Source organism: Nostoc linckia z4, assembly GCF_002608075.1.
In the GTDB taxonomy this organism is placed as follows: domain Bacteria; phylum Cyanobacteriota; class Cyanobacteriia; order Cyanobacteriales; family Nostocaceae; genus Nostoc; species Nostoc linckia.
This window is the reverse complement of sequence record NZ_LAHA01000025.1, coordinates 41,980-65,680: the sequence shown is the minus strand read 5'-3', so window position 1 is coordinate 65,680 and position 23,701 is coordinate 41,980. Positions and strand designations below refer to the sequence as shown.

16 protein-coding genes and 1 pseudogene are annotated in these 23,701 nt (G+C 40.6%); 8 read left to right on the top strand and 9 right to left on the bottom strand.

Going from position 1 to position 23,701, the window contains the following annotated elements; genetic code table 11:
• Positions 1 to 312: 312 nt before the first annotated feature.
• Positions 313 to 2,643: pseudogene (locus VF06_RS20155) on the top strand (beta strand repeat-containing protein); the annotation flags it as partial.
• A 152-nt stretch (positions 2,644 to 2,795) separates the two neighbouring features.
• On the opposite strand, the gene VF06_RS20150 reads toward VF06_RS20155, so the two are convergent.
• On the bottom strand, positions 2,796 to 3,842 hold the full coding sequence (locus VF06_RS20150) for a 3-deoxy-7-phosphoheptulonate synthase (RefSeq protein ID WP_099070070.1): 1,047 nt from the start codon (positions 3,840 to 3,842) through the stop codon (positions 2,796 to 2,798).
• A 378-nt stretch (positions 3,843 to 4,220) separates the two neighbouring features.
• Here VF06_RS20150 and VF06_RS20145 point away from each other — a divergent pair, with 378 nt between their 5' ends.
• Positions 4,221 to 4,766 (top strand): GNAT family N-acetyltransferase, encoded by a 546-nt coding sequence (locus tag VF06_RS20145; protein ID WP_099070071.1) that lies wholly within the window; start codon positions 4,221 to 4,223, stop codon positions 4,764 to 4,766.
• A 233-nt stretch (positions 4,767 to 4,999) separates the two neighbouring features.
• On the opposite strand, the gene VF06_RS20135 is transcribed toward VF06_RS20145, so the two are convergent.
• The 5 genes from VF06_RS20135 to VF06_RS20115 all read right to left on the bottom strand — a co-directional run bounded on the left by VF06_RS20135 (position 5,000) and on the right by VF06_RS20115 (position 10,248).
• Complete coding sequence (locus VF06_RS20135; RefSeq protein ID WP_099070073.1) at positions 5,000 to 6,172, bottom strand: calcium-binding protein; 1,173 nt, start codon at positions 6,170 to 6,172, stop codon at positions 5,000 to 5,002.
• A gap of 461 nt (positions 6,173 to 6,633) precedes the next feature.
• Positions 6,634 to 6,960, bottom strand: coding sequence for an SDR family oxidoreductase (locus VF06_RS20130; protein ID WP_244917937.1), 327 nt, complete (start codon positions 6,958 to 6,960; stop codon positions 6,634 to 6,636).
• A gap of 27 nt (positions 6,961 to 6,987) precedes the next feature.
• On the bottom strand, positions 6,988 to 8,226 hold the full coding sequence (locus VF06_RS20125; protein WP_099076636.1) for an RNA-guided endonuclease InsQ/TnpB family protein: 1,239 nt from the start codon (positions 8,224 to 8,226) through the stop codon (positions 6,988 to 6,990).
• Positions 8,227 to 8,655: 429 nt separating this feature from the next.
• A complete protein-coding gene (locus VF06_RS20120; protein ID WP_099072782.1) occupies positions 8,656 to 9,288 on the bottom strand; it encodes a pentapeptide repeat-containing protein in 633 nt (210 codons plus the stop codon).
• A 279-nt stretch (positions 9,289 to 9,567) separates the two neighbouring features.
• On the bottom strand, positions 9,568 to 10,248 hold the full coding sequence (locus VF06_RS20115; RefSeq protein ID WP_099072783.1) for a cadmium resistance transporter: 681 nt from the start codon (positions 10,246 to 10,248) through the stop codon (positions 9,568 to 9,570).
• Between the two features lie 580 nt (positions 10,249 to 10,828).
• Here VF06_RS20115 and VF06_RS20110 point away from each other — a divergent pair.
• Complete coding sequence (locus tag VF06_RS20110) at positions 10,829 to 11,269, top strand: Crp/Fnr family transcriptional regulator (RefSeq protein ID WP_099072784.1); 441 nt, start codon at positions 10,829 to 10,831, stop codon at positions 11,267 to 11,269.
• A 15-nt stretch (positions 11,270 to 11,284) separates the two neighbouring features.
• Here the strand turns inward: VF06_RS20110 and VF06_RS20105 are convergent, their stop codons facing one another.
• Positions 11,285 to 13,111 carry a hypothetical protein gene (locus tag VF06_RS20105; protein WP_099072785.1) on the bottom strand — a complete coding sequence of 609 codons (1,827 nt, stop codon included), beginning with the start codon at positions 13,109 to 13,111 and terminating at the stop codon, positions 11,285 to 11,287.
• A 620-nt stretch (positions 13,112 to 13,731) separates the two neighbouring features.
• Between VF06_RS20105 and VF06_RS20100 the strand changes: the two genes are divergently transcribed.
• Together VF06_RS20100 and VF06_RS20095 are read left to right on the top strand one after the other, a co-directional pair.
• The gene (locus VF06_RS20100) at positions 13,732 to 14,967 is read left to right on the top strand and encodes a succinate--CoA ligase subunit beta (RefSeq protein WP_099072786.1); all 1,236 of its coding nucleotides are present in this window, start codon (positions 13,732 to 13,734) and stop codon (positions 14,965 to 14,967) included.
• 501 nt (positions 14,968 to 15,468) lie between these two features.
• The gene (locus VF06_RS20095) at positions 15,469 to 16,305 is read left to right on the top strand and encodes a succinate--CoA ligase subunit alpha (RefSeq protein WP_099084280.1); all 837 of its coding nucleotides are present in this window, start codon (positions 15,469 to 15,471) and stop codon (positions 16,303 to 16,305) included.
• Positions 16,306 to 16,631: 326 nt separating this feature from the next.
• Here VF06_RS20095 and VF06_RS20085 read toward each other — a convergent pair whose 3' ends face one another.
• Positions 16,632 to 17,465, bottom strand: coding sequence for a dienelactone hydrolase family protein (locus VF06_RS20085; RefSeq protein WP_099072789.1), 834 nt, complete (start codon positions 17,463 to 17,465; stop codon positions 16,632 to 16,634).
• Positions 17,466 to 17,689: 224 nt separating this feature from the next.
• Positions 17,690 to 18,208: a DUF29 family protein gene (locus tag VF06_RS20080; protein WP_099072790.1), complete on the bottom strand. Its 519-nt coding sequence runs from the start codon at positions 18,206 to 18,208 to the stop codon at positions 17,690 to 17,692.
• Positions 18,209 to 18,869: 661 nt separating this feature from the next.
• Here VF06_RS20080 and kdpA point away from each other — a divergent pair.
• The 3 genes from kdpA (at position 18,870) to kdpC (ending at position 23,698) form a co-directional block, all read left to right on the top strand.
• On the top strand, positions 18,870 to 20,555 hold the full coding sequence (gene kdpA / locus VF06_RS20075; protein ID WP_099072791.1) for a potassium-transporting ATPase subunit KdpA: 1,686 nt from the start codon (positions 18,870 to 18,872) through the stop codon (positions 20,553 to 20,555).
• Positions 20,556 to 20,621: 66 nt separating this feature from the next.
• Positions 20,622 to 22,727, top strand: coding sequence for a potassium-transporting ATPase subunit KdpB (gene kdpB / locus VF06_RS20070; protein WP_099072792.1), 2,106 nt, complete (start codon positions 20,622 to 20,624; stop codon positions 22,725 to 22,727).
• A gap of 371 nt (positions 22,728 to 23,098) precedes the next feature.
• The gene (kdpC, locus tag VF06_RS20065) at positions 23,099 to 23,698 is read left to right on the top strand and encodes a K(+)-transporting ATPase subunit C (RefSeq protein ID WP_099072793.1); all 600 of its coding nucleotides are present in this window, start codon (positions 23,099 to 23,101) and stop codon (positions 23,696 to 23,698) included.
• Positions 23,699 to 23,701 lie beyond the last annotated feature (3 nt).

The following is a 23,701-nucleotide window of genomic DNA, read 5'->3' as shown; positions in this document are numbered from 1 at the left end:
TTAAAGCTCTATTAATTTAAATAGAGAAAATTGTAAATTATCGGAATGTGAAATGCCTGAAATAGCAACTCGTATTGCTAGCATCAATGTAATTATGAAACCTTACCTTGGATAAAATTACATGATTAGCCATTCGCCTTACTGCGATCGTTGTGTAGGGGCAGTATACTGTGAACAATCGAAAAATTACTAACTTTCAAGATACTAAGTAAATCGAAAATATGAGCTTTTTACGGATTTTTATGCGCTCAAATAGCACTCACAATTAAGAGTTTAAATTACTTCAAAAATCGATTCAGGTAGGAAAAAATTATGGCAAATATCAACGGAACTATTGGTAACGATACCCTGGTGGGCACCCTGAGTGCAGATACAATTAACGGTAAACTTGGAAACGACATCATCACAGGAGACAAAGCCAATGACACCTTAACTGGTGGCGGTGGCAAGGATATATTTATTTACTACTCCGATGATGGCACTGATACAATCACTGATTTTGGTGGTGTGGGGAAAGGCACAAACCCAACAACAGGGGTCATTGCCGAAGTTGATACCATTCAATTCAGTGGTGCTGACTGGACTGCGCGAAATATGTTGCTCACCCAGAATGGCACAAACTTAGAAATTACCTTTGATGGAGTGGCTAGCACAAAAGTCATCTTGCAAAACTTCAAATTAGAAGATTTAGATAATCTCAAAGCTTCTGCAACAAGACCAGCCATTGGTAATATCCTTTTTAGTGGAGAAGAAAATACCATTACCGATAGCTTTAATGTTTTGGATGCCAACTCCACTGAAACAACCATCGGCATCAAGAACACAGTCACCTTTCTCAATGACCTTGATAATAACATTACAGGTTTAGACAACTCAGATGATGTAATCAATGGTCAGGGGGGTAATGACAAAATTGACGGCTTAAGTGGCAATGACTTGCTGCGGGGTGGCGCGGGTAATGATACTCTCATTGGTGGTGTCGGGAATGACACTCTTGTTGGAGATTCGGGCAATAACACTCTAGACGGTGGTAGTGACAACGATGTATTGAATCTTGACTATTCACTCGGCAATAATACCCTCAACGGTAGCATTGGTGACGATTACTTATTTGCGAGGTATTCACAGGGCAAAAATCTGCTCTTTGGAGGCGATGGTAATGATTATCTTTCCACTTCTGGCTTTGGCAACGACTACGGAGTAACTTATTATCGCACATCAGGTAATAACACTCTTAACGGTGGCAATGGTGATGATTTCTTGGTTGTTGATGATTCAACAGGTGATAACGCTTTAAATGGTGGCGCTGGTGATGATTACTTAAGTGCTAATGATTCAACAGGGGATAATCTGCTTATAGGAGGTGATGGCAATGATTCTCTCTACGTAAATAAAGATATCGATAGTGCCACGATATCTGGCAATAGCACTCTTAAGGGTGGTGCTGGTGATGATTACTTTAATGCTAGATATTCAACAGGTAATAACTTTCTCGATGGAGGAGATGGCAATGACTCCTTCGGCTTGAGCGCTCTATACTTATATGATGTTCCTGCCCTATCCTCTTTAGTGACTCAAACGGTAGATGGAGGAAGAGGCAACAACGATATCTTGTACATCAATTACTCTTATGCCAATGGAGGAATCACTTCAGCTTTCAATCCCACTACTAACATTGGCTCGATTACGGCGGGCATAAATCGGGTTAACTACAAGAATATCGAACGATTAAATATCACGGGTACAGGCTACAATGACAATATTGTGGGTAGCAATGGCAACGATGAACTCGAAGCGGGTTGGAATGGTAATGATACGATAATTGGCGGTGAAGGTGATGATTTCTTGAATGCTGGCTCTAATTCAACAGGTAATAACCTGTTCAATGGAGGTGATGGCAATGATTCTCTTACCGCCTCTGGCTACTTAGTTTATTATCGTGATGAATTTGCCTATAGCGTTCCTAACTCTGGCAATAGCACTCTCAACGGTGGCGCAGGTAACGATAGCTTGAGTGCTAACTATTCAACAGGTAAAAACCTGCTCAACGGGGGCGATGGCAATGATTATCTCTCTGTCTCTGCTGAGTTCGACTACACTAACAACACCAGATTTGACTCCTCTGGGAATAACACGCTCAACGGTGGTGCTGGTGGTGATTTCTTGATTGTTAACTATTCAACAGGTAATAACCTACTGAATGGTGACGATGGCAATGATTATCTCCTGGCTTCTGGTGCTACTGGTAAGAACACCCTCAAAGGTGGAAATGGCAATGATACCCTCGTAGGAGGCAAAGGTAGTGATAGTCTTTATGGGGGAGCTGGTACTGATATCTTTGCTTTTAATAGTTTTAATGAAGGTGTTGACAAAATTTATGATTTCAACACTGCTAATGAAATGATTCGGGTATCAGCCGCTGGTTTTGGTGGCGGTTTATCAGCAGATGTACTTGTACTACAAGCTAATCAATTTAGAATCGGTGCATCTGCAACCACTAACGTTCAAAGATTTATTTACAACTCGACTACAGGTGCATTGTTCTTTGACCAGGATGGCAGTGCAGGTACTTTTGCTCAAGTACAATTTGCACAATTATCTGCTGGGTTGGCATTAACTAACAACCATTTTGTCGTTGTTTAATGCGAGCAGAAAAAATTAGAAACTATCGGATTACAAAATGTATAAAAAAGATGGGAGGATAAAGAAATATTTTCTTCATGCTCCCATCTTTTTTTTGCCTCAACTAAGACAATTTTGGAATACTGAATTGATATTATAGTCTGGCAAACAAGTTACTTCAATTTTTCGTAAGCAGCCAAAATAATTTTCTCTGTTTCTTCCCAGTTAATACATTTGTCAGTTACAGAAACGCCATATTTTAATTCTGCTTTTTTTCCAGTAATTGGTTGATTGCCTTCATAGATATTCGATTCCAGCATCATGCCAACTATTGATGTATTGCCCTTCAATATTTGCTCAATAATATTTTCTAAGACGGCAGGTTGTAATTTGTAGTCTTTATTAGTATTGCCGTGGCTACAATCGATGACAATTCTTGGTGGTAAATTTGCTTCTTTTAATTTTTTTTCTACCAGACTGACGCTGGCTGCATCAAAGTTTGGCTGATTACCACCTCTTAAAATGACGTGGCCGTAGGCATTACCTTTAGTTTGAAAGACGCTGACTTGTCCGTTTTGATTAATACCCAAAAAATTATGAGGGTTTCTAGCTGATTGTAGGGCATTCAAAGCGACTTGAATATTGCCGTCGGTACCGTTTTTAAAACCCACAGGCATGGAAAGTCCACTGGCCATTTCCCGATGAGTTTGCGATTCGGTGGTGCGTGCGCCTATGGCAGACCATGTAATCAGTTCGCTAATGTATTGAGGAATAATTGGATCTAGGGCTTCTGTACCAGCAGGTAGTCCCAATTCTGTAATTTTTAATAATAGCTCTCTTGCAATTAATAAACCATTTTCTACATGAAAAGAATCATCCATTTCTGGGTCGTTAATTAATCCTTTCCAACCTACGGTTGTTCTTGGTTTTTCAAAATAAACTCGCATAATTAATAGCAGTTTATCTTCGACTTGCTGCGCCAATTTTTTCAACTTTTGGGAATATTCCATCGCTGCTTTGGGATCGTGAATTGAACATGGCCCAACTACGATGAATTTTCGGCGATCGCGAAAATCTAAAATATTTTCTATTTCTTCTCTATATCTTAAAACTGTTTGTTCCGCTAACTCAGTTAATGGTAATCTTGATTTAATTTCATTGGGAGTTAAGAGAACGCGATCGCTCTCGATATTAGCATTAAACAATTGATGGTTGTGCATGGAGTTTTCTCGGAATTTGTGCTATTCTGCTTCGGAGTGCATTTTAATATACACAGTTTTTATCAAAAATACAAGTTAAGTTGATATTATGTCTGGGAAATTCTATAATAAAAATTGACTTTAGTGCAGGAATTACTGTTATAAATATTTGAATTGATAGTGATATTGGGGAACTCCAAAAAATAAATTATTCGGCTTAAAGTTGTTAACTGTTAACTGTTGACTGTTAACTGCCAACAGTCAACAGCCAACACCCACTGCTTTTATTATTGCAGATAGTGTGTTTCATCTTATGTGCTAATGCCAAAAGAACTTTGTAGACACTTGTATGACTATTGTTGAATATGATTAAGAAATATTGTTTTTGGTCGATAGATTATGTATGTAAAGGTGTTATCTGCTGTAATCGATGACAAACCACTCATCCAACGGATGATGGAGCTTTATCAGTATGACTTTTCAGAGTTTGAACATCGAGACCTCAACGAGCATGGTTACTTTGGATACCCTTATCTCGATTATTACTGGATTGAAGGCGATCGCTATCCGTTCATTGTACGAGTAGGCAAACAGCTTGCTGGATTTGTTTTAGTGAATCAATTCACATACATACCAGAGAATCAATATTCCATTGCAGAGTTTTTTATTTTGCGAAAATATAGGCAACAAGGAATTGGTAAACTAGTTGCTTTTCAAGTTTTCGACAGATTTTGTGGAAAGTGGGAGATTTATCAAATTAGCGCAAATACAGTGGCTCAAAAATTTTGGCGGAGTACGATTGCAGAGTACACCGCCGCGAATTTTACAGAAATCGCCATTGATGATAGCGATCGCCAAGGAATAATTCAATGTTTTGACAACACCTCAAAATGTTCCTTGAATAATTCCGCCGTCTACTTGCAGCATGACTCCGTTCACAAATGAGGCTGCTGGCGAACTCAAAAATACTTTAATATCATGTCCGCCAAATCACTCATAATAAAAAGTTTATAGTGTACCCCTCCTCTTAAGCAAGCTACGCGAACACTACGAACAAACATTTTTTTATTCAGTTTAATTAACCGGACATGACATAACATCGGCAAACTCTTCTGGTGTCCCAATCCAACTTCAAGGAATTTTGGCATTAATTTTGGCTATTTCTGCTCAATGTTTAGTTAAGCTACGATCTGCAAATCGTTAGTAGTTAAGGAAGATACCCCAGCCAAGGTTGCAAAAAGTCCACCAGAGCCTAATCCTGCTGTTGTACCATCTTGGTTATAGAACAGGTCACCATTAAATCGGTTAAACACAATCTTCGCAACGCTAGTTCCTGCAAGGCTTCCTCCATTAACTGCTTCGTTGATGACAGCAAATTCACTGCTGTTTATATTTGCACCGGCGTTACTGATGAGAGCAGTAAAAGTTGTTTTATCTAATACAATTTTGTCTGTGCTGCTGATAAAATCGGTGATGCGATCGCTTCCAATAAAATTAGTAGTGAAAGCTAATCCAGTATCAAAGACAAATCTATCTGTGCCAGCACCTCCTGTTAAGGTATCATTACCATTCCCACCGTTGAGATAATCATCGCCATCGCCGCCGTTAAGGGTGTCATTATCGGCTTCACCAAATAGCCAATCATTACCAACTTCACCAAACAACTGGTCATTGCCGTTACCACCGTATAACCCACCATTGGCAAACTCATCTGCCCCCGCAAATTTCTGGAATAGATTGTTATCATCGCCATTGCCGCCACGCAGAATATCATTGCCATCACCACCTTCAAGGCGGTCAGACCCAGCACCGGAAATGATGGTGTCATTACCAACACTAGTGCGAATCAAGTTGCTCAAGGTCGTTGCACTAACAACAATGTTGTCATTACCACTGCCTGTTTTAATGCCTACACTCTCGATTTCGCGGAAGGTTGAACCATTAGAAACAGTACCATTGGTGGTCACAGTATAATTAATTGTGATGCCAGTGGTGGCTGCACTGAAGTCCAAAGCGATTGCGTCGTTGCCAGCACCACCGATAATACTGTTGATTCCAGTGCCACCGTTGAGATAATCATCGCCATCGCCGCCGTTAAGGGTGTCATTATCGGCTTCACCAAATAGCCAATCATTACCAACTTCACCAAACAACTGGTCATTGCCGTTACCACCGTATAACCCACCATTGGCAAACTCATCTACTGCTGGAAAATAACGGAATAGATTGTTATCATCGCCATTGCCGCCACGCAAAATATCATTGCCATCAAGTCCGTCAAGGCGATCGCCATCAGAACCACCAACAAGGCTATCATTACCCGATCCACCTATAATCCAAAGGTTTGCCATGAGATTGTAATTAACTCCCAAAAAAATTAAATAAAACTGTTCAATTGTCTAGCAGAAAACTCACCTCAAACGAAAGATATCACCACTTTGTAAAAAGTGGCGGTAAAGTATCTGTTATCTATTGGAATATACCTGAATCACATTTTTTGTTTGCGTTTGCGTTAAGAAAATTTTCATAAATGTGATGGTAATTTATCTGATTTTAAAAAAATCCCTAAAAATTGAATATTAATGTATTGCTTTTATGAACGCTATTTTATTTCTTTGAATAGAGAAAATTTTTCTGACATTAAATCTTTTTAAAACCCTAACTCTATCGTCAAAGCCAAAAATCTTTGTTTGGAACAAAGCACAGAGAAACAAGGTTTTAAATATTCTCTAATGTAGCGGAAGTCTTAATAATACCCGATCGCCCTAACTTGATATCACAACGCAAATATTTAATATTTGTGTAATACTCCTCAAAATGTTCCTTGAATAATTCCGCCGTCTACTTGCAGCATGACTCCGTTCACAAATGAGGCTGCTGGCGAACTCAAAAATACTGCAACATTGGCAAATTCTTCTGGCGTCCCCATGCGACCTAAAGGAACTTTACTATTGATTTTGGCGATTTCTGCTTCTTTTGTTTGGCCACTTTTACTAATTTGAGCGTTGATTAATTCTTCAACTCGTTCTGTATACGTCCAACCGGGTAAAATGCTGTTGACGCGAATTCCATCGCTACCCAATTCTTGGCTGAGAGTTTTAGTTAAACCAATCACTGCCAACCGAATGGAATTAGACAATAGTTCCAAAAAGCATAGACAAATATCTCATGCCCTTTGTGCGCCGGGAATAACCCCCACAGGGCGAACTACAACGCCCTCTATCCCTAGACTAAACGCTGTCGGGACTACTTTTCTTAAAATATTCAAACTACCATTCACATCAGCATGAATCAATAAACCATTACCTGCTCTATACAACTTCGTGCTGATTCTTCGACCACTAAATTTAACATCTTTTGAGTTAGCTTCTCCATAAACAGGAATCGGATCTCGATCTAAAAAAGAAGMCACACTCGTGTAAGACTCCTCAGAAATCAACACCTTAATTCCCACTAATTTAGCTTTATAACTCAACTGCTGCACAAATCGAGCATGGGGAATACAAACAAAGTTTTGATTATTTTTTCTGCCCAAATTAGCATTCTGCTTCCACAAGGGATTTTGACCAATTACTAAAGTCCCAATCCCATGCTTTACCAAGTGGTCAATAACTAACCGACTGGCTTTATGCAGATAATCATCTACTCGAAAATTCCGTTTTTTAGTTAAAATCCGCAGTTGTTTAGAGGTTTTTTGAGCGCTTGGTAGTAAAGATTGTAAATTCGCAAATCGTCGATTGTAATAACGATTAATTGACTTGATAATCCGCCCCGAAACCAGAACTGGAAAAAATCCAGGCTGGTTAGATGTTAAGGTTGCTAAGTTATCTATCCCTAAATCAATCGCTGCTATCACATTCGAGTCTAAACCATAATCTAACTCCTCTTTTTCATACACAACTTCTACTACATAGTGGTCAATTTTTGGCACAATCCTCACTTGATTGAGATGTACATATTCTACCTGAGTAGGAATATAAATCTGTGTTTTTGACAAATGAATCAACCCAGCTTTCATTTTTGGTTTACTCACAGACTGGGCTGTGTAAACTAATAAATGTCTCCCTTTGTCTTTTTGTTTATATTTAGGTAATTTCGGTCTTCCGAAAAACTTAGATTTATCTGATGTATAAGCTTTAATACCTGCAAAAAAACTTAACCAGTTCCGGTGTAATCCTAATAATACTTGTTGAGCGACTTTCGCTGGTATTGCAAGATATGGTTCTGTAGATTTTAATTGTTTAGCTAAACAATTGTAATCGAGATATTTTTGCTCCCAAATAAAGCTTTGACGGATGTGGAAGTTAGCGTAATTRTAGAGGTTTTTGGCTGCAAAACATAACTGATCTATCTCCTGATAGTGGGGATGATTTCGTTGAATGATATGCCGTTCGACCAACTGCATAGACTAGCTGACCAAAATTACATGATATCTGCTCATATATACTAACTCACATTTCTCCAGACTCCAGTCAATAAATTTATGCTAATTCTCTGAAGTTAGGTGTGCTAATTTCCTATTTATTAGCTGCCTAACAGCTGATGAATGACAATTTATGACTAGATTTGTCTACATATTGCGCGAAGTTTTACAATACTCAAGGTTGATGGATATGGGAATTGGAACTTTTAAACCAATAATCCCCTCGGTAAAAACTGAGGGGATTAACGATTATTTAGACTAGTAGTCTGGCAACTCAACAATACTTGGTGAGGTCTGGGTAAAGGGGAAGGGGAAAAGGGTAAGGGATTTAAAACCTTTCCCCTTTCCCCCGCTAAGTTGACTTGGCGAACTACTAGTTTAATGACATTGGCAGCTAAAATTTATTTTGCATTAGTAAGCCATAAATCCTTCTGGTCTGATGGCGTCTTGCAAATCAACTCCCATCAAGTTGGCTCCTTGGATGTTTGCATTTGTGAGATTTGTCTTTTCCAAGTCTGCGTTTTGCAAGTTTGCTGCTTGGAGGTTTGCTCCCAAGAAGCTAGCCTTTTCTAGGTCTGCATCAAATAGGTTGGCTCCTGTTAAGTTTGCTCCTGCGATATTTGCCTTACCTAAATCTGCTCCTTGCAAGTTTGCTCCTTGTAGGTTTGTTTGCTGTAAGTTCGCTCTTTCAAAATCTGCTTTTTGTAAGTTCGCACCTTGCAAATTTGCTGCTTGCAGGTTTGCATCCTTGAGAACTGCACCAATTAAATTACATCCGACACATTCTTTAGTTGTTAACAAACGTCTAACGTTTGCGGCTACAGATTGTACTGGTACTACAACTGGAGGTATTGCTGGAGTTGGTTCTAATACTGGTGATGCAGCTGGAGGTGTTACTGGGGTTGATTCTAAAGCTGGTTCTGATGGTGTTATTGTTTGAGCTTGAGCAGTGGGCTGATTGAACAGTGAAAATGTTGCTACAACTACTACAAATAAGGCAGTTACAAGCCACTGAGTTAATTTTTGAGAATTTGATTTATTCATTAGTTTCCTTCCTGCGATCGTTTGCGATGTTAGATTTGCTTTTGTAAGAGCCATAAATAATGTGCTTTATGTTCACTTTAGATAAGCTAATTGATAAGAGCAAATATTATTTTTATTTAAAAGCATAAATTCAAGTGATTAGAAAACCTCCAGTGTGGGAAGGGGATTAGAGACGCGGGGAGGCGGGGACACGGAGACACGGGGATTATGTCTTGATGCAAATTCTCAAATCATCCCGTAATTATGCAACACCCAAAATCTCAAATCCAAAATATCGCCTCATGCTGAGTGAGAAAGCATTGCCAAACTAGGTAAAAGTCGATAGCTTTCACTTTTAATCAAAATAGACAATCCCAGCCAAATTAAGACAAAGGGGAAGATTTTTCGACCATAGCGAGTTAAAATAGGTGCCATCAGAGGATTACGGGTCAGGTTGTAAGACAATAAACACCACGTCGCAACTGTTAGATAACAAACACATAAAATTACGCCCAAGCTTGGAAGATTGGTAGTAGCGAACAACGGTACATATATTCCAATGTTATTTCCACCGTTAGCAATGGTAACTGCTGAAACACGATAAGTTTGGGGATCGCGGATAATTGCCAACAATGATTTCTTCTGCCGCCCAGATTTACCAGGAGAGGGTAAGTTAATTGACACATCTTGTACTATCTCTCCATCATCTTCTCGGCTGATGAAATTACTAATACCGATGGCGATGGGAAGTAAACCTAGTAAACCAATCCAGGTACTAGGAATAATCAAACCGCCGAAGAAACCAGGGAGGCTAGCAAGCACTAATGCAGTAAATCCTACAAATTCACCGATAACAATATGCTTGGGGCGAAAGGTGCGGTTGACTTTTCCGAAGAAAGCCGTCAAATATAAATTGTCGTCAAAAGTAGTTGCAAAAGCTACAGATATTCCAATAAGTACTGTACTAATTAGCCAACTCATAGTCATTACTCACAAAGATTCAATGCTGTTTGTCCTCAAATCCTGACTTTGCTTTTCGATGTGATGACAGTTCAGGATATTGTTTGACTGTTTTTTCTCGCGACAACTAACAACTAATAGAAGTTCGCCAGACAACAGCCAATTGTCCAACTTTTAAAAGCGATGCTTACGGTGGTAAACTACGCCTCCAATCAAATTGGTGATTTTTTTTCTCAGCAAGGTACCTTGGGAGTTCATGCAGTCAATATTATGACTTTTGACCGAATAAGAGCAAATACTCTTGTTTTTTAAAATGATAAATTAAAGTGATTAAAAGAGAATTCAGGAGTCAGGATTCAGAATTCAGAATGGGCCGCTAACAGATGACTGTTGACTGTGAACCGTCAAAGGTCAACAGTCTTTTGAGAATTGGAAGTCTCAGCCGTTGCTTTCAATGAATAACTCCTCAAGCACCACATCAAATTTTCAATTTAGTGGACTACAATTAGTGGCGGGTATAAATCTCCCATTTCTTTGCTCTAATTCCTCAATTCTGAATTCTAAATTCTGAATTCTAAATTCTTATTTTTAACTCGTAATTATGCTAACTAGTGTTGACCGTCTATTATTTGTCCGGCGAGTCCCAATTTTTAAGGAATTGCGAGACGATTTTATTGTGCGGCTGACTTCAGTGATGAATGAACTGTCATTTCCAGCTAATTACACAATTTTCAGGCAAGGAGAAGAAGGGCGATCGCTTTATATTGTGGTGTCGGGTCGAGTTAAAGTACATATTGGAAACAAACAGCTGGCAGAGGTAGAACAGGGAAAATACTTTGGTGAAATGGCAGTATTTGATACTCAACCCCGTTCCGCCAGCGCCACGACTCTAGAACCTTGTGAATTTCTAGAATTAACGCAAGAGCAATTATATGATGCCATTGAAGAAACTCCAGATATTGCGGTGAATATCATTCGTGAGTTATCACGGCTGATTCGCAGATTGAATGAGGATATGAATGTGACTTCTTTACAAAGTTAATTATCTAGTGAACTGCTACCCTCCCAATGTCCGCGTATAAATTACCTGACCTTGAGAATCATAAAGGGAAAGGGACAAGTTGGCATTGTCACTAATTACAGCCAAGGCTTCCTGTAAGACTTGCAAGTGATTGGTGAGATCGATAGCAGTATTTGAATTCTCAGATTCAGGATTAACCGAAGTATTTTGCCTTAATTGGTCATACTCAGGGGTTAACCGGACAATAATTCCTGCATCCTCCATACTAAAGGTGCAAATCCGAATTCCATTAACACAGGTTTTCTCTAAGTCAGTGCGGGTTTGTTGCAAATCACTAACTACTTGTAGTTTTTCTTGCGCTTGTTTGAGGGATGTTGAGTAGGGTTCGATTAACGACTGAGCTTGAGTGTAATATAAGCTATCTTGGGAAACTTTTTTCGCAGTTTCCAAAGCCTGCTCCCAGTATGTTGCTGCTGCTTGCCATTGATTTTGTTGTTGATAAACTTTGGCTTGGTTGGCGGTGCTAACAGCTTGTTGGTAAGTTCTGGCAGCTAATTGTTCTTTTGTGGTGCGATCGCGTGCTGTGACTAACTTAGGTTTATACTCTAATAACAACTTTTGGGCTTCTTCATAGGCAGGGCTAGTTTGGGGAATCACCCTCAAGGCATTAATCACTACTTGCCAGTTAGACTGGACTTTTTGCCAATCCTTTAATGATTTAGCACTAGCTTGACGACTTGCGGCTGTATTAGCTACATCTTTTGCTGCTGCTAGTTTTTTCAGCCATTTTTCTTCAGTTTGTATCTGCTGATTAATAGTGTGTAAACTAATACGATAACTAAATAATTTTGCTTGTATTAACGGATAAAGTTCGTTGTTGGAAGTTACGGCCTCTAGTGGTGCAATGGCCTGTCGCCATAAATGTTGCCTAGCTTGTATTTCTTCTAAAGTACGTGCGGGAGCTTTAATTTTTTCTGCCGCCAAAGATGCTGTTTGCAAAGCCTTAACTACCTGGCTGATTTTTTCGGCTCGTCCAGACAAACTTACTTTGAGTTCTTCTGATGTTTGGTAACGAGGTGACCAACTAGGAATTACATTCAAGGCTGTGGTAGCGTCAGTTAACCGTTGATGCACTGCGATTAAATCTTTTTCTGACTTGGCGCGACGGATTAATTGGGGAGATTCTGTTTTTAATTGCTGGGCTATTTGTATTTCTTTACACTCAGACATCACACAAGGACGAGTCAGTAAATAACCACCAACACCTAAAACCACAATTCCCACCAACGCCACACCAAAGAAAATGGGTTTAATTCGACGTGTTGGCTTTGAAGTCGGTAAACTCGGTGCATCTGCAAATGGGTCAAATACTTCCTCCTCTTCAGTTTCGTCTGAGGATGGAAAATAGGTCAAAGCTGATGAGGGGGATGAGGGGGAAAAGGATGAAAAGGAAGATATCGCTTCCTCATCTTTCCCTACTTCCTCCTCTTCCTCATCTTCCTTGATTCCCCTTATTCCCTCAGATGTCCAAATGCCCAAATCTCCATCGTTGGATTTTGTCTTGTGCTTGAGAGTGAGAAAACGTTTGGCATAAGGAAGTTGTTCGCCAAAAACTCTCAGGAAACATTGTACTCGTTGCTCTCTGTAGGGTGCTAAAGACTGAAGTGCATCTTCAATAACTGCAAAGATAGTCTCGGCATCAACTGTTACACCGGATGGGTGTTGAGTTAAAATCATTAGCTCGTCTTTATTGACGGCACACTTAACTTGAAAGACTCCAGCCAATGGAACTTCTACAAGCAATTGTTCCTGCAAAGTTTTGGCTAAAAGCTGTAAATCTTCCTGTTGAACTGCTACTTTCATAGAGCTTTCGTACTGATTTCTATATTGTTTTGATTATCTTTAAGGAGGTCAAATCAACTGTTTGGGTTTTTTGAATAAAGATGCACAGTTTAAGCAACCACAGGCTGAAAATCTAATCGAACAACTTTCTAACACAAATTCTAAGTTTTCACCAAAAATTAAAATATTAGTAATTGTTCGTAGTGCTACATTTTGGAGTTAGTAGATACAAGATTAGATAATCTATCCACAGGTATATATTTTCTGTAAAAAAATGGGAATAATAATATTTTTGAGTATTTTCACTGGATAATTTTGTGGCAATTAAATTCACAATAGCTACTCTTCGAGAAAATTATAGTTGTGGAGCAATTGTGACAAAATTATCCACAGGTTAAGGAAATGTTGCTATGTTATAGGCTTTTGACAGGAATACTAGTTATCTTCTATGCCGAAAAGTCTACTGAGGAGATTAATTAAGTATTGTAGCTAGAGAAATTAATTTGCCTCATTTGCTGAATTCGATAAAATTGATACGTGAAAAATAAGTTTTTATAGCTGCCAATATGTAATAAAGGTGCTGCCAAATATTTAGACAGCAATCATCAAAAGCTGGTAAAGTCTCAAGATAAGGTGTATCAATGGATTTATTAGAGTACCAAGTTAAAGAATGGTTTGGGAAGATAGGCATTCCTGTATTGCCTTCACAACGAATTGACCATCCCACAGATTTAAAACGTTTAAAAATTGGTTTTCCAATTGTCCTGAAATCCCAAGTACATGGGGCAGAACGAGCAAAAGCAGGTGGAGTCAGGTTTGCCGAAACAACAATCGACGCCATCGCTGCTGCCCAAAATATCTTTAGTTTACCGATATGGGGCGAGTTGCCAGAGGTTGTACTAGCAGAATCCCAATACGACGCCAACCAAGAATTTTATCTGGCGGTGGTTTTAGACACCGCTGTTTGCCGACCTGTACTTTTAGGTTGCAAAGAAGCAAACATCGATTGGGAATCCGCTGGGGAAAAAATGCATCATGTGGTGGTCGAACAAGAATTTTCGCCATTTTATGCTAGGCGACTAGCTTTGAAAATGGGTTTGCAGGGAAAGCTGATGCAATCAGTAAGCAGCGTTCTCCAGAAGATGTACCAGCTATTTGTGCAAAAAGACCTGGATTTAGTTGAAATTAATCCCTTAGCGGTGAATGCTGATGGTGAAGTGATGGCTCTTAATGGTAAAGTCAGGGTGAACGAACGAGCCATCAAGCGTCATCCAGATCTGACGGAAATGGCAGCAAAAATCATCAGTCGTCATCCAAGTACTGAAATTAACGGTATTTTGGGCGACTGGGATGGCGTGCAAATGCAGGGGAAAATCGGTATTTTAGGTAATGGTACTGGTTCAGTAATGGCAACTTTGGATTTAGTTGCTAATGCTGGCGGTAAACCGGGGGTTTGTTTGAATCTACGCCATGCTTTTCTTACAGATACTACTCCAACTACATTTGGCGATCGCCTAGAAACTGGTTTGAAAATTTTGGCCGCTGATAAAAGCATCCAAGTTATACTAATTAATTTCCTGGGTAGTATTCCTCAGCCACAGCAACTAGCCGAAATTATCGCTAAATTTGTCGAGCAAGACAATAACGAACTCAAATTAAAAATTGTCCGTTCTAACGGTAGTAAAATTCCGCGGGATGTGAATGTTCCCACATTAGTTGTCCGCCTTGCTGGTTCTGAGTGGAATGAAGCTAAAAATTATTTAGCAACACTGGAAACTCACAGCAATGCCCTGATTGTGGTAGAAAATTTAGATGAGGCAGTGGAAGTTGCAGTTCGTCTTGCCAAACCCACTAATAAAAAGCGCGTTGCTGAATAATGGGATGATTTAGGCTGACACGGAGACACGGAGACACGGAGACACGGAGGCATGGAGACACGGAGACACGGAGACGCGGAGACACGGAGACGCGGAGACACGGGAATTATGTCTTGATGCAAATTCTCAAATCATCCCGCAATTATGCAACGGCATAAAAAGAAATAGTCAGACAATTTGAAATTTGAGATTTGGGATTGACCAAAGGCAAAAATCAGAGGTCTGGGAATTTTGGATAAGAGATTTTCAATTGATTCCATTGATAAATCAACAATTGACATGAAAAATTAGAGTTCAGGTTTTCTCATATCCAAAGTTCCGAGACTGAGAATAATTTTTGTTTGCTTGAATTAATATTAATTTTTCATGTTGGAGATGAATTGAAAATGTAACGCTAAAAGTAAGTAAATTTAGAAAAACCCATCGAGACAATATTGTACACATATCCTTTTATGCCCAGTGGCTCAACTCACTGGCTTGCCAAGCTTACGGTAATTGATTATGAACTTAACGCCAGAGAGTAAAGTCTTAATTCAAGGCTTTTGTGAATTTATATCAGGCACTCATGTTGCACAAATGAAAGCCTACGGCACAAATTTGGTAGCTGGTGTTAATCCTGGATGCGGTGGACAGGAACTCCACGAACTACCAGTATTTGACTTAGTAGAGGAAGTAGTAGAGCAATTTGGCACAATTGACACAACAATTATCTGTGTAAATCCCTATGAGGTTTTAGATGCGGCATTGGAAGCGATCGCATCTCACATTAGCCAAATTATTATCATTACCGCTGGCGTGCCACCTTTAGATATGGTGCAATTACTCCGCAAAGCCGAAGCTTGCGAAACTTTGGTTGTCGGGCCCAATAGTCCGGGGATCGTTGTACCAGGAAAAATTCTCTTAGGAACTCAACCCAGCGAATTTTATACACCGGGCCCAGTGGGGATCGTCAGTCGCAGCAGTACCTTGACCTACGAAGTCGCCTACGAATTAACAAAAGCTGGTTTGGGACAGTCCATTAGTGTCAGCATTGGTAGTGATGCTATTGTTGGTTCCTCATTTTTGCAATGGCTACAAATTCTGGACGAGGATGAAACTACAGAAGCCATTGTTTTAGTAGGTCAACCAGGTGGTGGTAGTGAAGAAGCCGCAGCGCGGTACATTGCCGAGGCTATTGATAAACCTGTAATTGGCTACATTGCAGGTAGACAAGCACCACCAGGAAAAAGTTGGCGTCAAACCGGAACTTTAGCAACAGTTATTGGACGCGACCCAAATTTTGGTCTCAAATTCCAGAATTGGTTAAAAAACGGATTTAGTGAACAAATAGACTTCTAAGAGAAGTCGGGGAAGAGGGGGAAAGGGGAAAGGGGAAGGGGGAAAGGGGAAAGGGGAAGGGGGAAAGGGGAAGGGTGAAAGGGGGTGAACGAAATTTTGTGTGGGATTTCTAGCTAAGTATCCAAAAAATTACCCTCCACACTCCCCACACTCCCCACACTCCCCACACCTTTTTTCGCTCACCCGGTGAAAGGTGGAAAGGGGGCAAGGGGGAAAGGTTTGGTATTTTCCCTTTCCCCGGTTGGTGAGCTTGTCGAACCATTAACCTTTTCCCTTTTCCCAAAGTCCAAAAAGCACTTTTACGCTCTTGTCTAATATCTTGTAGCTTATTGCACTCCATTTTCCTTGAACCAAGCCAAAAGGCGCTGCCAGCCTTCCTTTGCTTCTTTTTCGCGGTAGGAAGGACGATAATCGGCAAAAAAGGCGTGGGGTGCGTCTGGGTAGACAATGATTTCAGATTTGCTACTGCTTGACTTGAGGCGATCGCGCATTTGCTCTACTGTATCTAAAGGAATACCCGTATCCTGGCCGCCATAAAGTCCGAGAACGGGAACTGTAAGTTTTGATGCAATATCAATGGGGTACTGGGGCTGAAGTTTAGTAGCATCACCTACGAGTCGCCCGTACCATGCTACACCCGCTTTCACCTTGGGATTGTGTGCAGCGTACAGCCAAGTGATGCGCCCTCCCCAACAGAAGCCTGTAATTCCCAATTTATCGGCATTACCCTTAGCTGATTTCACAGCCCAGTCTACTGTGGCGTCGAGGTCAGATAACACTTGGGTATCTGGTACTTTGGCAACAATAGAGCGAATTTCGTCGATATTGCTTAATTTTGAAACATCACCTTGACGAACAAACAATTCCGGAGCAATGGCTAAATACCCCAACTTGGCGAAGCGGCGAGTAATATCTTGAATGTGTTCGTGTACGCCAAAGATTTCTTGAATTACTAAAACAATTGGGAAATTTTCACCAGTGGCGGGTACTGCTCTATAGGCAGGAATTTCGCCATCCTTGACAGGAATTTTCACTGCACCGGCTGTTAATCCCTTGGTATCAGTGGTGATGACTCCGGCAGAAATCGGTTGCACTGCCAAGGCAAAACCCGTCGCCAAGGTGGCTGTGGCGATAAATTTGCGGCGAGTTATTTCTCTCATATCTCTACCTTGAATTGGCGAAAACTTCTTTGTTTGCGTATCCGTAGAGTAATATAAAATAAATACTACACTTTGGCAATCAGCATACCGGAATATTGACTATATTTACTACTTTAGTATTTTGAGTAACTTACACTGATAAATCAACAGCGATCGCCTGATTCGTCCTTCTAAAATACAAGTTTTCAACAAGTTCTCAAGTCGATTAATTCCTGTGTCATTTTTCACTGCCTACCGACTTTCCAATCTTCTCCACCTGGTAACTCAGTTAAGGTTTCAGCCACAACTGCTGGTAATTCTTTAGCTGAATAAGAATAAGTTAATGTCAAAAATTTCAAAGCAGCCTGAATAATTTGTTTTCTATCTACCATTTCAGTCAGTTGAAATTCATTATATATTCCATTCATTACTTCCACACTGGCATCACGCACAGCTACTTCTATTTCATCTTCTAGATGAGTATCCCATTCTTCTAAATTTAGATAATAAGACTTTTTATTTTCTTTGAGATTAAGTTTTTTAATTTCTAAAACTGAATTGCGAATAGAAGCTACCCAAGAATTTGTTAATCTCTGCTCTAGTTGGTTTTTAATTAAATGAATTAATAAAATTCTTAAATAAGCCTGTATATTACGCAGAATAGCTTGTTTACTCATGCCCTCTAATTCATCTACGATTGCCAAGGCATCTGCATAACGTCCTTCTAAGATACAAGTTCTGAGGTCTATTAATTCTTGTGTCATTTTGATTAACCTCAAAAATTCATCATGCTTATTTCAATATAACAATGCACTATTTTAGCTGTGTCAGTCCAGTAGTGGCGTGTTACGCCAAAGGCTAACGCACCGTTTAACGATTTAAGTGCGTTACGCTACACCATAAGTCACCCCTGAGATTTTTTAATAAATCAAAACAGTAAAAATTCAATATTCTTAACATAAAATTAGGACTTACGCAAAAATCCCCTGCCTTTACAACTAAGTGAGCGTTCGCCGTTAGGCGTTGCCGCTGGCTAGCGATACTTAGTCAGGCAGGGGAGTGTCAGCGCGACCTGCCTTGAAAATAGAGGCTGAAACAACGCAAAATCGTTCCAACATCATTTTCATTGTTCCTTGTGAGCGCAGCTCATGGAGTAAGAGTGCAAAAGTGCTTTTTGGACTCTTGTGGTCAAAGGGATACATCTTTATTGGGGAAAGGGAAAATACCAAACCTTTCCCCCTTTACCCTTCCCCTTTTCCCGACTTATGCAAAAAGTCTAATACCTCTTTAAACAAATAACTTCAAAAATCAAAGCATACTGCTATAAAATATCGCCAAGCCACAGGCAATCAGAGAACCAACAGTTAATCTGTTATTTTTAGAGGTTAGCTTGATAGCACTTAATTTATATAGAGCGCAAAATATATGGGACAAGGTTTTTTGCAAATCGCCTTAACGCTGTGTATAGTTGTAGCGATTACTCCGGTGTTTGGAAGATACATAGCACGTGTTTTCTTGGGAGAAAGAACGCTACTTGATTTCTTAATGAACCCAATAGAGCGAAGTATATATGTACTATCGGGTGTCCGCACAAAAGATGATATGACGGGCTGGCAGTATATCCGGGCTGTAATATGCACAAATCTGATAATGGGTATTTCAGTGTATTTACTGCTGTATTTTCAGAAATTTTTACCTTGGAATCCTAATGGTTTTGGTAGGCCGAATTGGGATATATTGCTGCACACGACAATTTCCTTTTTAACGAATACCGACCAGCAACACTATGCTGGTGAGACGACCTTAAGTTATTTTAGTCAGGTATCCGCTTTAGGCTTTTTAATGTTTGCCTCCGCAGCCACCGGCTTAGCGGTGGGAATTGCTTTTATTCGGGGGTTGACTGGCAGACGACTAGGTAACTTTTACGTAGATCTTATCCGTGCCATTACGCGAATATTACTACCAATATCAATTGTTGCCGCCATCGCCTTAGTTTTAGTAGGTGTACCGCAAACATTAGCTAAGACGATGGATGTGACAACCTTAGAAGGAGGAACCCAGTACATTGCCAGAGGCCCGGTAGCATCCTTTGAGGCCATTAAAATGTTGGGGGAAAATGGCGGTGGCTTTTTTGGCACAAATTCTGCCCATCCCTTTGAAAATCCCAATGGTGCTTCTAATTTAATTGAAGCGATCGCCATGATTGCCATCCCAGCAGCCTTGATTTACACTTATGGCGTGTTTGCTAATAACATCAAACAAGCATGGTTGCTTTTTTGGATGGTGTTTGCGGTTTTTGTATTTTTGGTTGGAGTTACAGCCATCGGAGAACTGCAAGGAAATCCCCTGGTAAACAGAACCATTGGATTAGAACAGCCGAGTTTAGAGGGTAAGGAAGTTAGATTTGGTTGGGCGCAAACGGCATTGTGGGCAGTGATGACCACCGCCACCATGTGTGGTGCTGTGAACGGAATGCATGATTCCCTAATGCCACAGGGCATATTTTCCACTCTTTTTAACTTATTTATCCAAGTTATCTGGGGTGGTCAAGGAACTGGAACAGCTTACTTATTTATTTACTTAATTCTCACCGTTTTTCTCACTGGGTTAATGGTGGGACGCACCCCAGAATTTTTAGGGCGCAAAATCGAGAAACGAGAAATTGTCCTTGCCAGTCTAGTGCTGTTAATTCACCCAATTGTAGTTTTAATTCCCAGCGCCATTGCCTTAGCTTATCCAATTTCCCTATCTGGAATTAGCAATCCTGGATATCACGGCATTTCCCAAGTAGTTTATGAATTTGCCTCAGCCGGGGCAAACAATGGTTCTGGCTTGGAAGGATTGAAAGATAATAGCCTTTGGTGGAATACAAGTACTTTAGTTAGCTTGATAGTAGGACGCTACATCCCCATGTTTGCCATCCTCCTGTTAGCAGACGGCATGTCTGGTAAACAACAAGTACAAGAAACTCCCGGTACCCTCAGAACTGATTCTTGGGTATTTATGGGCATCGCTGCTGGAGTAACCCTGATTTTGGGAGTCTTGACTTTCTTTCCGGTTCTAGCTTTAGGGCCCATAGCCGAAGGTTTGCAACTAGCCTCTGGTAGCTAGATTCAGTTAGGAGTTAATAACTCCTAACTCCTAACTCCTAACTCCCAACTCCTCATTTTTAAGTTTATGAATAAAGCGGCAACTACCTCTAAAGCTAGACGCCCAAATTCTCGTCCTGGCGATCGCCGCCAAGCACGTAAAAAAGCTAGAGTAAATACTAAGTGGTTGTACTTAAGGGCAGTGCGAGATGCTTTTATTAAACTCAACCCTAAGTATGCAATTAAAAATCCAGTGATGTTTTTGGTTTGGGTGGGGACGATGGTCACTATATTGGTAACCGTCGATCCCAACTTATTTGGCCCAACTAACCAAAAGAACCCGCAACTGTTTAATGGTTTGTTATCAGGGATTTTATTTTTTACAGTTTGGTTTGCCAATTTTGCGGAAGCCATAGCCGAAGGACGAGGAAAAGCTCAAGCTGATGCCTTGCGGTCTACAAAATCAGAGACGATTGCTAAAAAACTCGCTGCTGATGGCACAGTGAGTGAAGTTTCATCCACCAGCCTGCAACAAGGTGATACCATCTACGTAGTTGCTGGCGATATTATACCCGCTGATGGTGAAGTAATCATGGGGGTGGCCTCTGTGGATGAATCGGCAATTACTGGGGAATCCGCACCAGTATTAAAAGAATCGGGTTCTGATGTTGCCAGTTCCGTCACAGGTGGAACGCGAATTATCTCCGATGAATTGATTATCCGCATTACATCTGACCCAGGTAAAGGCTTTATTGACCGGATGATTGCCTTAGTGGAAGGCGCGCAACGCAGCAAAACACCAAATGAAATTGCTTTGACGGTATTATTGGCTGTTCTCAGCTTAATATTTTTGTTTGTTGTGGCGACTTTGCCCGCACTTGCCTACTATGTCGATAGTCCTGTTAGCGTCCCAGTTTTGATTGCCCTATTAGTGGCATTGATCCCCACCACCATCGGTGGGTTACTGAGTACCATCGGCATTGCCGGTATGGATCGAGTCGCGCAATTTAACGTCATTGCCACCTCAGGACGAGCGGTAGAAGCTTCTGGTGATGTCAACACTCTGGTTCTCGATAAGACGGGTACAATTACCCTTGGCAACCGTTTGGCAGAGGAATTTATCCCCATCAACGATCATACGATGGCGGAAATCGCCAGTGTTGCCTGGGCAGCTAGTGTATTTGATGATACCCCAGAAGGCAAATCCATTGTGCGACTCGCGGAAAAGTTAGGCGCAAGATTTGATTTTGACTCTAGTCAAGCCCAAGGAGTTGATTTTTCTGCGAAAACACGCATGAGTGGTACAAACTTACCCGGTGGACACGAAGCCAGGAAGGGAGCAGTGGGAGCCATTAAAGGATTTGTTCGTTCCCGCAACGGACGCGATACTCCAGAATTAGATGCAGCCTACGAACGGGTTTCATTGTTAGGAGGTACACCCCTAGCAGTGAGCTTAGATAACGAAATCTACGGAGTTATTTATCTGAAAGATATTGTAAAACCTGGTATCCGCGATCGCTTTCTTGCACTCCGCCGTATGGGAGTTCGCACCGTCATGCTAACAGGGGATAACCGAATTACAGCTTCCGTCATTGCCAAAGAAGCCGGAGTGGATGACTTCATCGCCGAAGCCACACCAGAAGACAAAATCAACGTCATTCAACAAGAACAAACAGCAGGCAAAATAGTCGCCATGACAGGAGACGGAACTAACGATGCTCCCGCATTAGCTCAAGCAAACGTCGGCGTGGCAATGAACACAGGAACCCAAGCCGCAAAAGAAGCCGCCAACATGGTAGATTTGGACTCCGATCCCACAAAATTAATCGATATTGTCAGCATTGGTAAACAATTGCTGATTACTCGCGGCGCATTGACCACATTTTCCATCGCTAATGATGTTGCTAAATACTTTGCGATTATTCCAGTAATCTTTGTGGCTGCTAACCTCCAAAGTCTAAATATTATGAATTTAACCAGCCCAAATTCTGCTGTGTTATCGGCACTGATTTATAATGCTTTGATTATTCCAGCTTTGATTCCCCTAGCATTGAGGGGTGTGCAGTTTAAACCTCTAACAGCTAATCAACTATTGCAACGCAACATCTTAATTTATGGTTTAGGTGGAGTAATTGCGCCATTTATCGCCATTAAGTTGATAGATATGCTGATTACAGTTGTTGGCTTAGCTTAATAACAGCAAAAGTACAGATGCTGGAAGAAAAGATGGGAAAAGGGTAAAGGTTAAAGGGGAAAGGGAAAACACAAAACCTTTCCCCCTTTCCCCTTACCCTTTTCCCGACTTATGCAATAAGTCTAGTCATCAGTCATCAGTCATCAGTCATCAGTCACCAGTCAACAGTCATCAGTCATCAGCCACCAACTTCAAGCACTAGTTTTTATTTATAGGAGTTCTCTAACATCTAACACTCGCTATTTTTAGAATGCTGTGGTTGAATGTGGTAGTTCTCACAATAATTTATGCTGTTGACAGCATTCTATTTGGTAAAAGAATTAAAAATTAAAAATTAAAAGTTAATTTTAGGAGCAAGTAGAAAATTTATTATGGCTATTATTCGAGAAACAATCAGAGCAATTTTCATCACTCTCATGCTTTGGTTGTTGACTGCGCTGGTTTATCCTCTGGTAATCCTTGTAGTGGGTCAAGTTTTCTTCCCCTACCAAGCTAACGGCAGTATTATGCTGAATTTAAATAACGAACCAATTGGTTCAGCTTTGATTGGTCAAACTTTCACCTCTGAGCGATATTTCCATTCTCGGCCCAGTATAGTGAGATACAGCCAAGGAAGAAAAGCCAGACCGACTGGCATATCTGGAGCCAGCAATCTTGCTCCCAGTAATCCAGAGCTACTGAATCGGATTGTAGAGCAGTCAAATCAATTGCGAGACGAAAATCTGCAACCGATCGCTGATATTATTTACACCTCTGGTTCTGGTTTAGATCCCCATATTTCCTTCAAAGCAGCACGCCAGCAATTAGAACGAGTAGCTCGTGCCCGTGGAGTCGCAGAAGACGAAATTTTACGTCTAATTAATAAGTATACTGACGACAGATTTTTATGGATTTTTGGCGAACCAGGCGTCAACGTCCTGAGATTAAATTATGCTCTCGACCTGCAAGATCTTAATCGTCAGCAAAATTAGTAA

Bases quoted from the DNA above. Each gene is read 5' to 3' on its own strand.
- VF06_RS20150 (WP_099070070.1), bottom strand. From the start codon at position 3,842: ATGCACAACCATCAATTGTTTAATGCTAATATCGAGAGCGATCGCGTT.
- VF06_RS20145 (WP_099070071.1), top strand. From the start codon at position 4,221: ATGTATGTAAAGGTGTTATCTGCTGTAATCGATGACAAACCACTCATC.
- VF06_RS20135 (WP_099070073.1), bottom strand. From the start codon at position 6,172: ATGGCAAACCTTTGGATTATAGGTGGATCGGGTAATGATAGCCTTGTT.
- VF06_RS20120 (WP_099072782.1), bottom strand. From the start codon at position 9,288: ATGAATAAATCAAATTCTCAAAAATTAACTCAGTGGCTTGTAACTGCC.
- VF06_RS20115 (WP_099072783.1), bottom strand. From the start codon at position 10,248: ATGAGTTGGCTAATTAGTACAGTACTTATTGGAATATCTGTAGCTTTT.
- VF06_RS20110 (WP_099072784.1), top strand. From the start codon at position 10,829: ATGCTAACTAGTGTTGACCGTCTATTATTTGTCCGGCGAGTCCCAATT.
- VF06_RS20105 (WP_099072785.1), bottom strand. From the start codon at position 13,111: ATGAAAGTAGCAGTTCAACAGGAAGATTTACAGCTTTTAGCCAAAACT.
- VF06_RS20100 (WP_099072786.1), top strand. From the start codon at position 13,732: ATGGATTTATTAGAGTACCAAGTTAAAGAATGGTTTGGGAAGATAGGC.
- VF06_RS20095 (WP_099084280.1), top strand. From the start codon at position 15,469: ATGAACTTAACGCCAGAGAGTAAAGTCTTAATTCAAGGCTTTTGTGAA.
- VF06_RS20085 (WP_099072789.1), bottom strand. From the start codon at position 17,465: ATGAGAGAAATAACTCGCCGCAAATTTATCGCCACAGCCACCTTGGCG.
- VF06_RS20080 (WP_099072790.1), bottom strand. From the start codon at position 18,208: ATGACACAAGAATTAATAGACCTCAGAACTTGTATCTTAGAAGGACGT.
- kdpA (WP_099072791.1), top strand. From the start codon at position 18,870: ATGGGACAAGGTTTTTTGCAAATCGCCTTAACGCTGTGTATAGTTGTA.
- kdpB (WP_099072792.1), top strand. From the start codon at position 20,622: ATGAATAAAGCGGCAACTACCTCTAAAGCTAGACGCCCAAATTCTCGT.
- kdpC (WP_099072793.1), top strand. From the start codon at position 23,099: ATGGCTATTATTCGAGAAACAATCAGAGCAATTTTCATCACTCTCATG.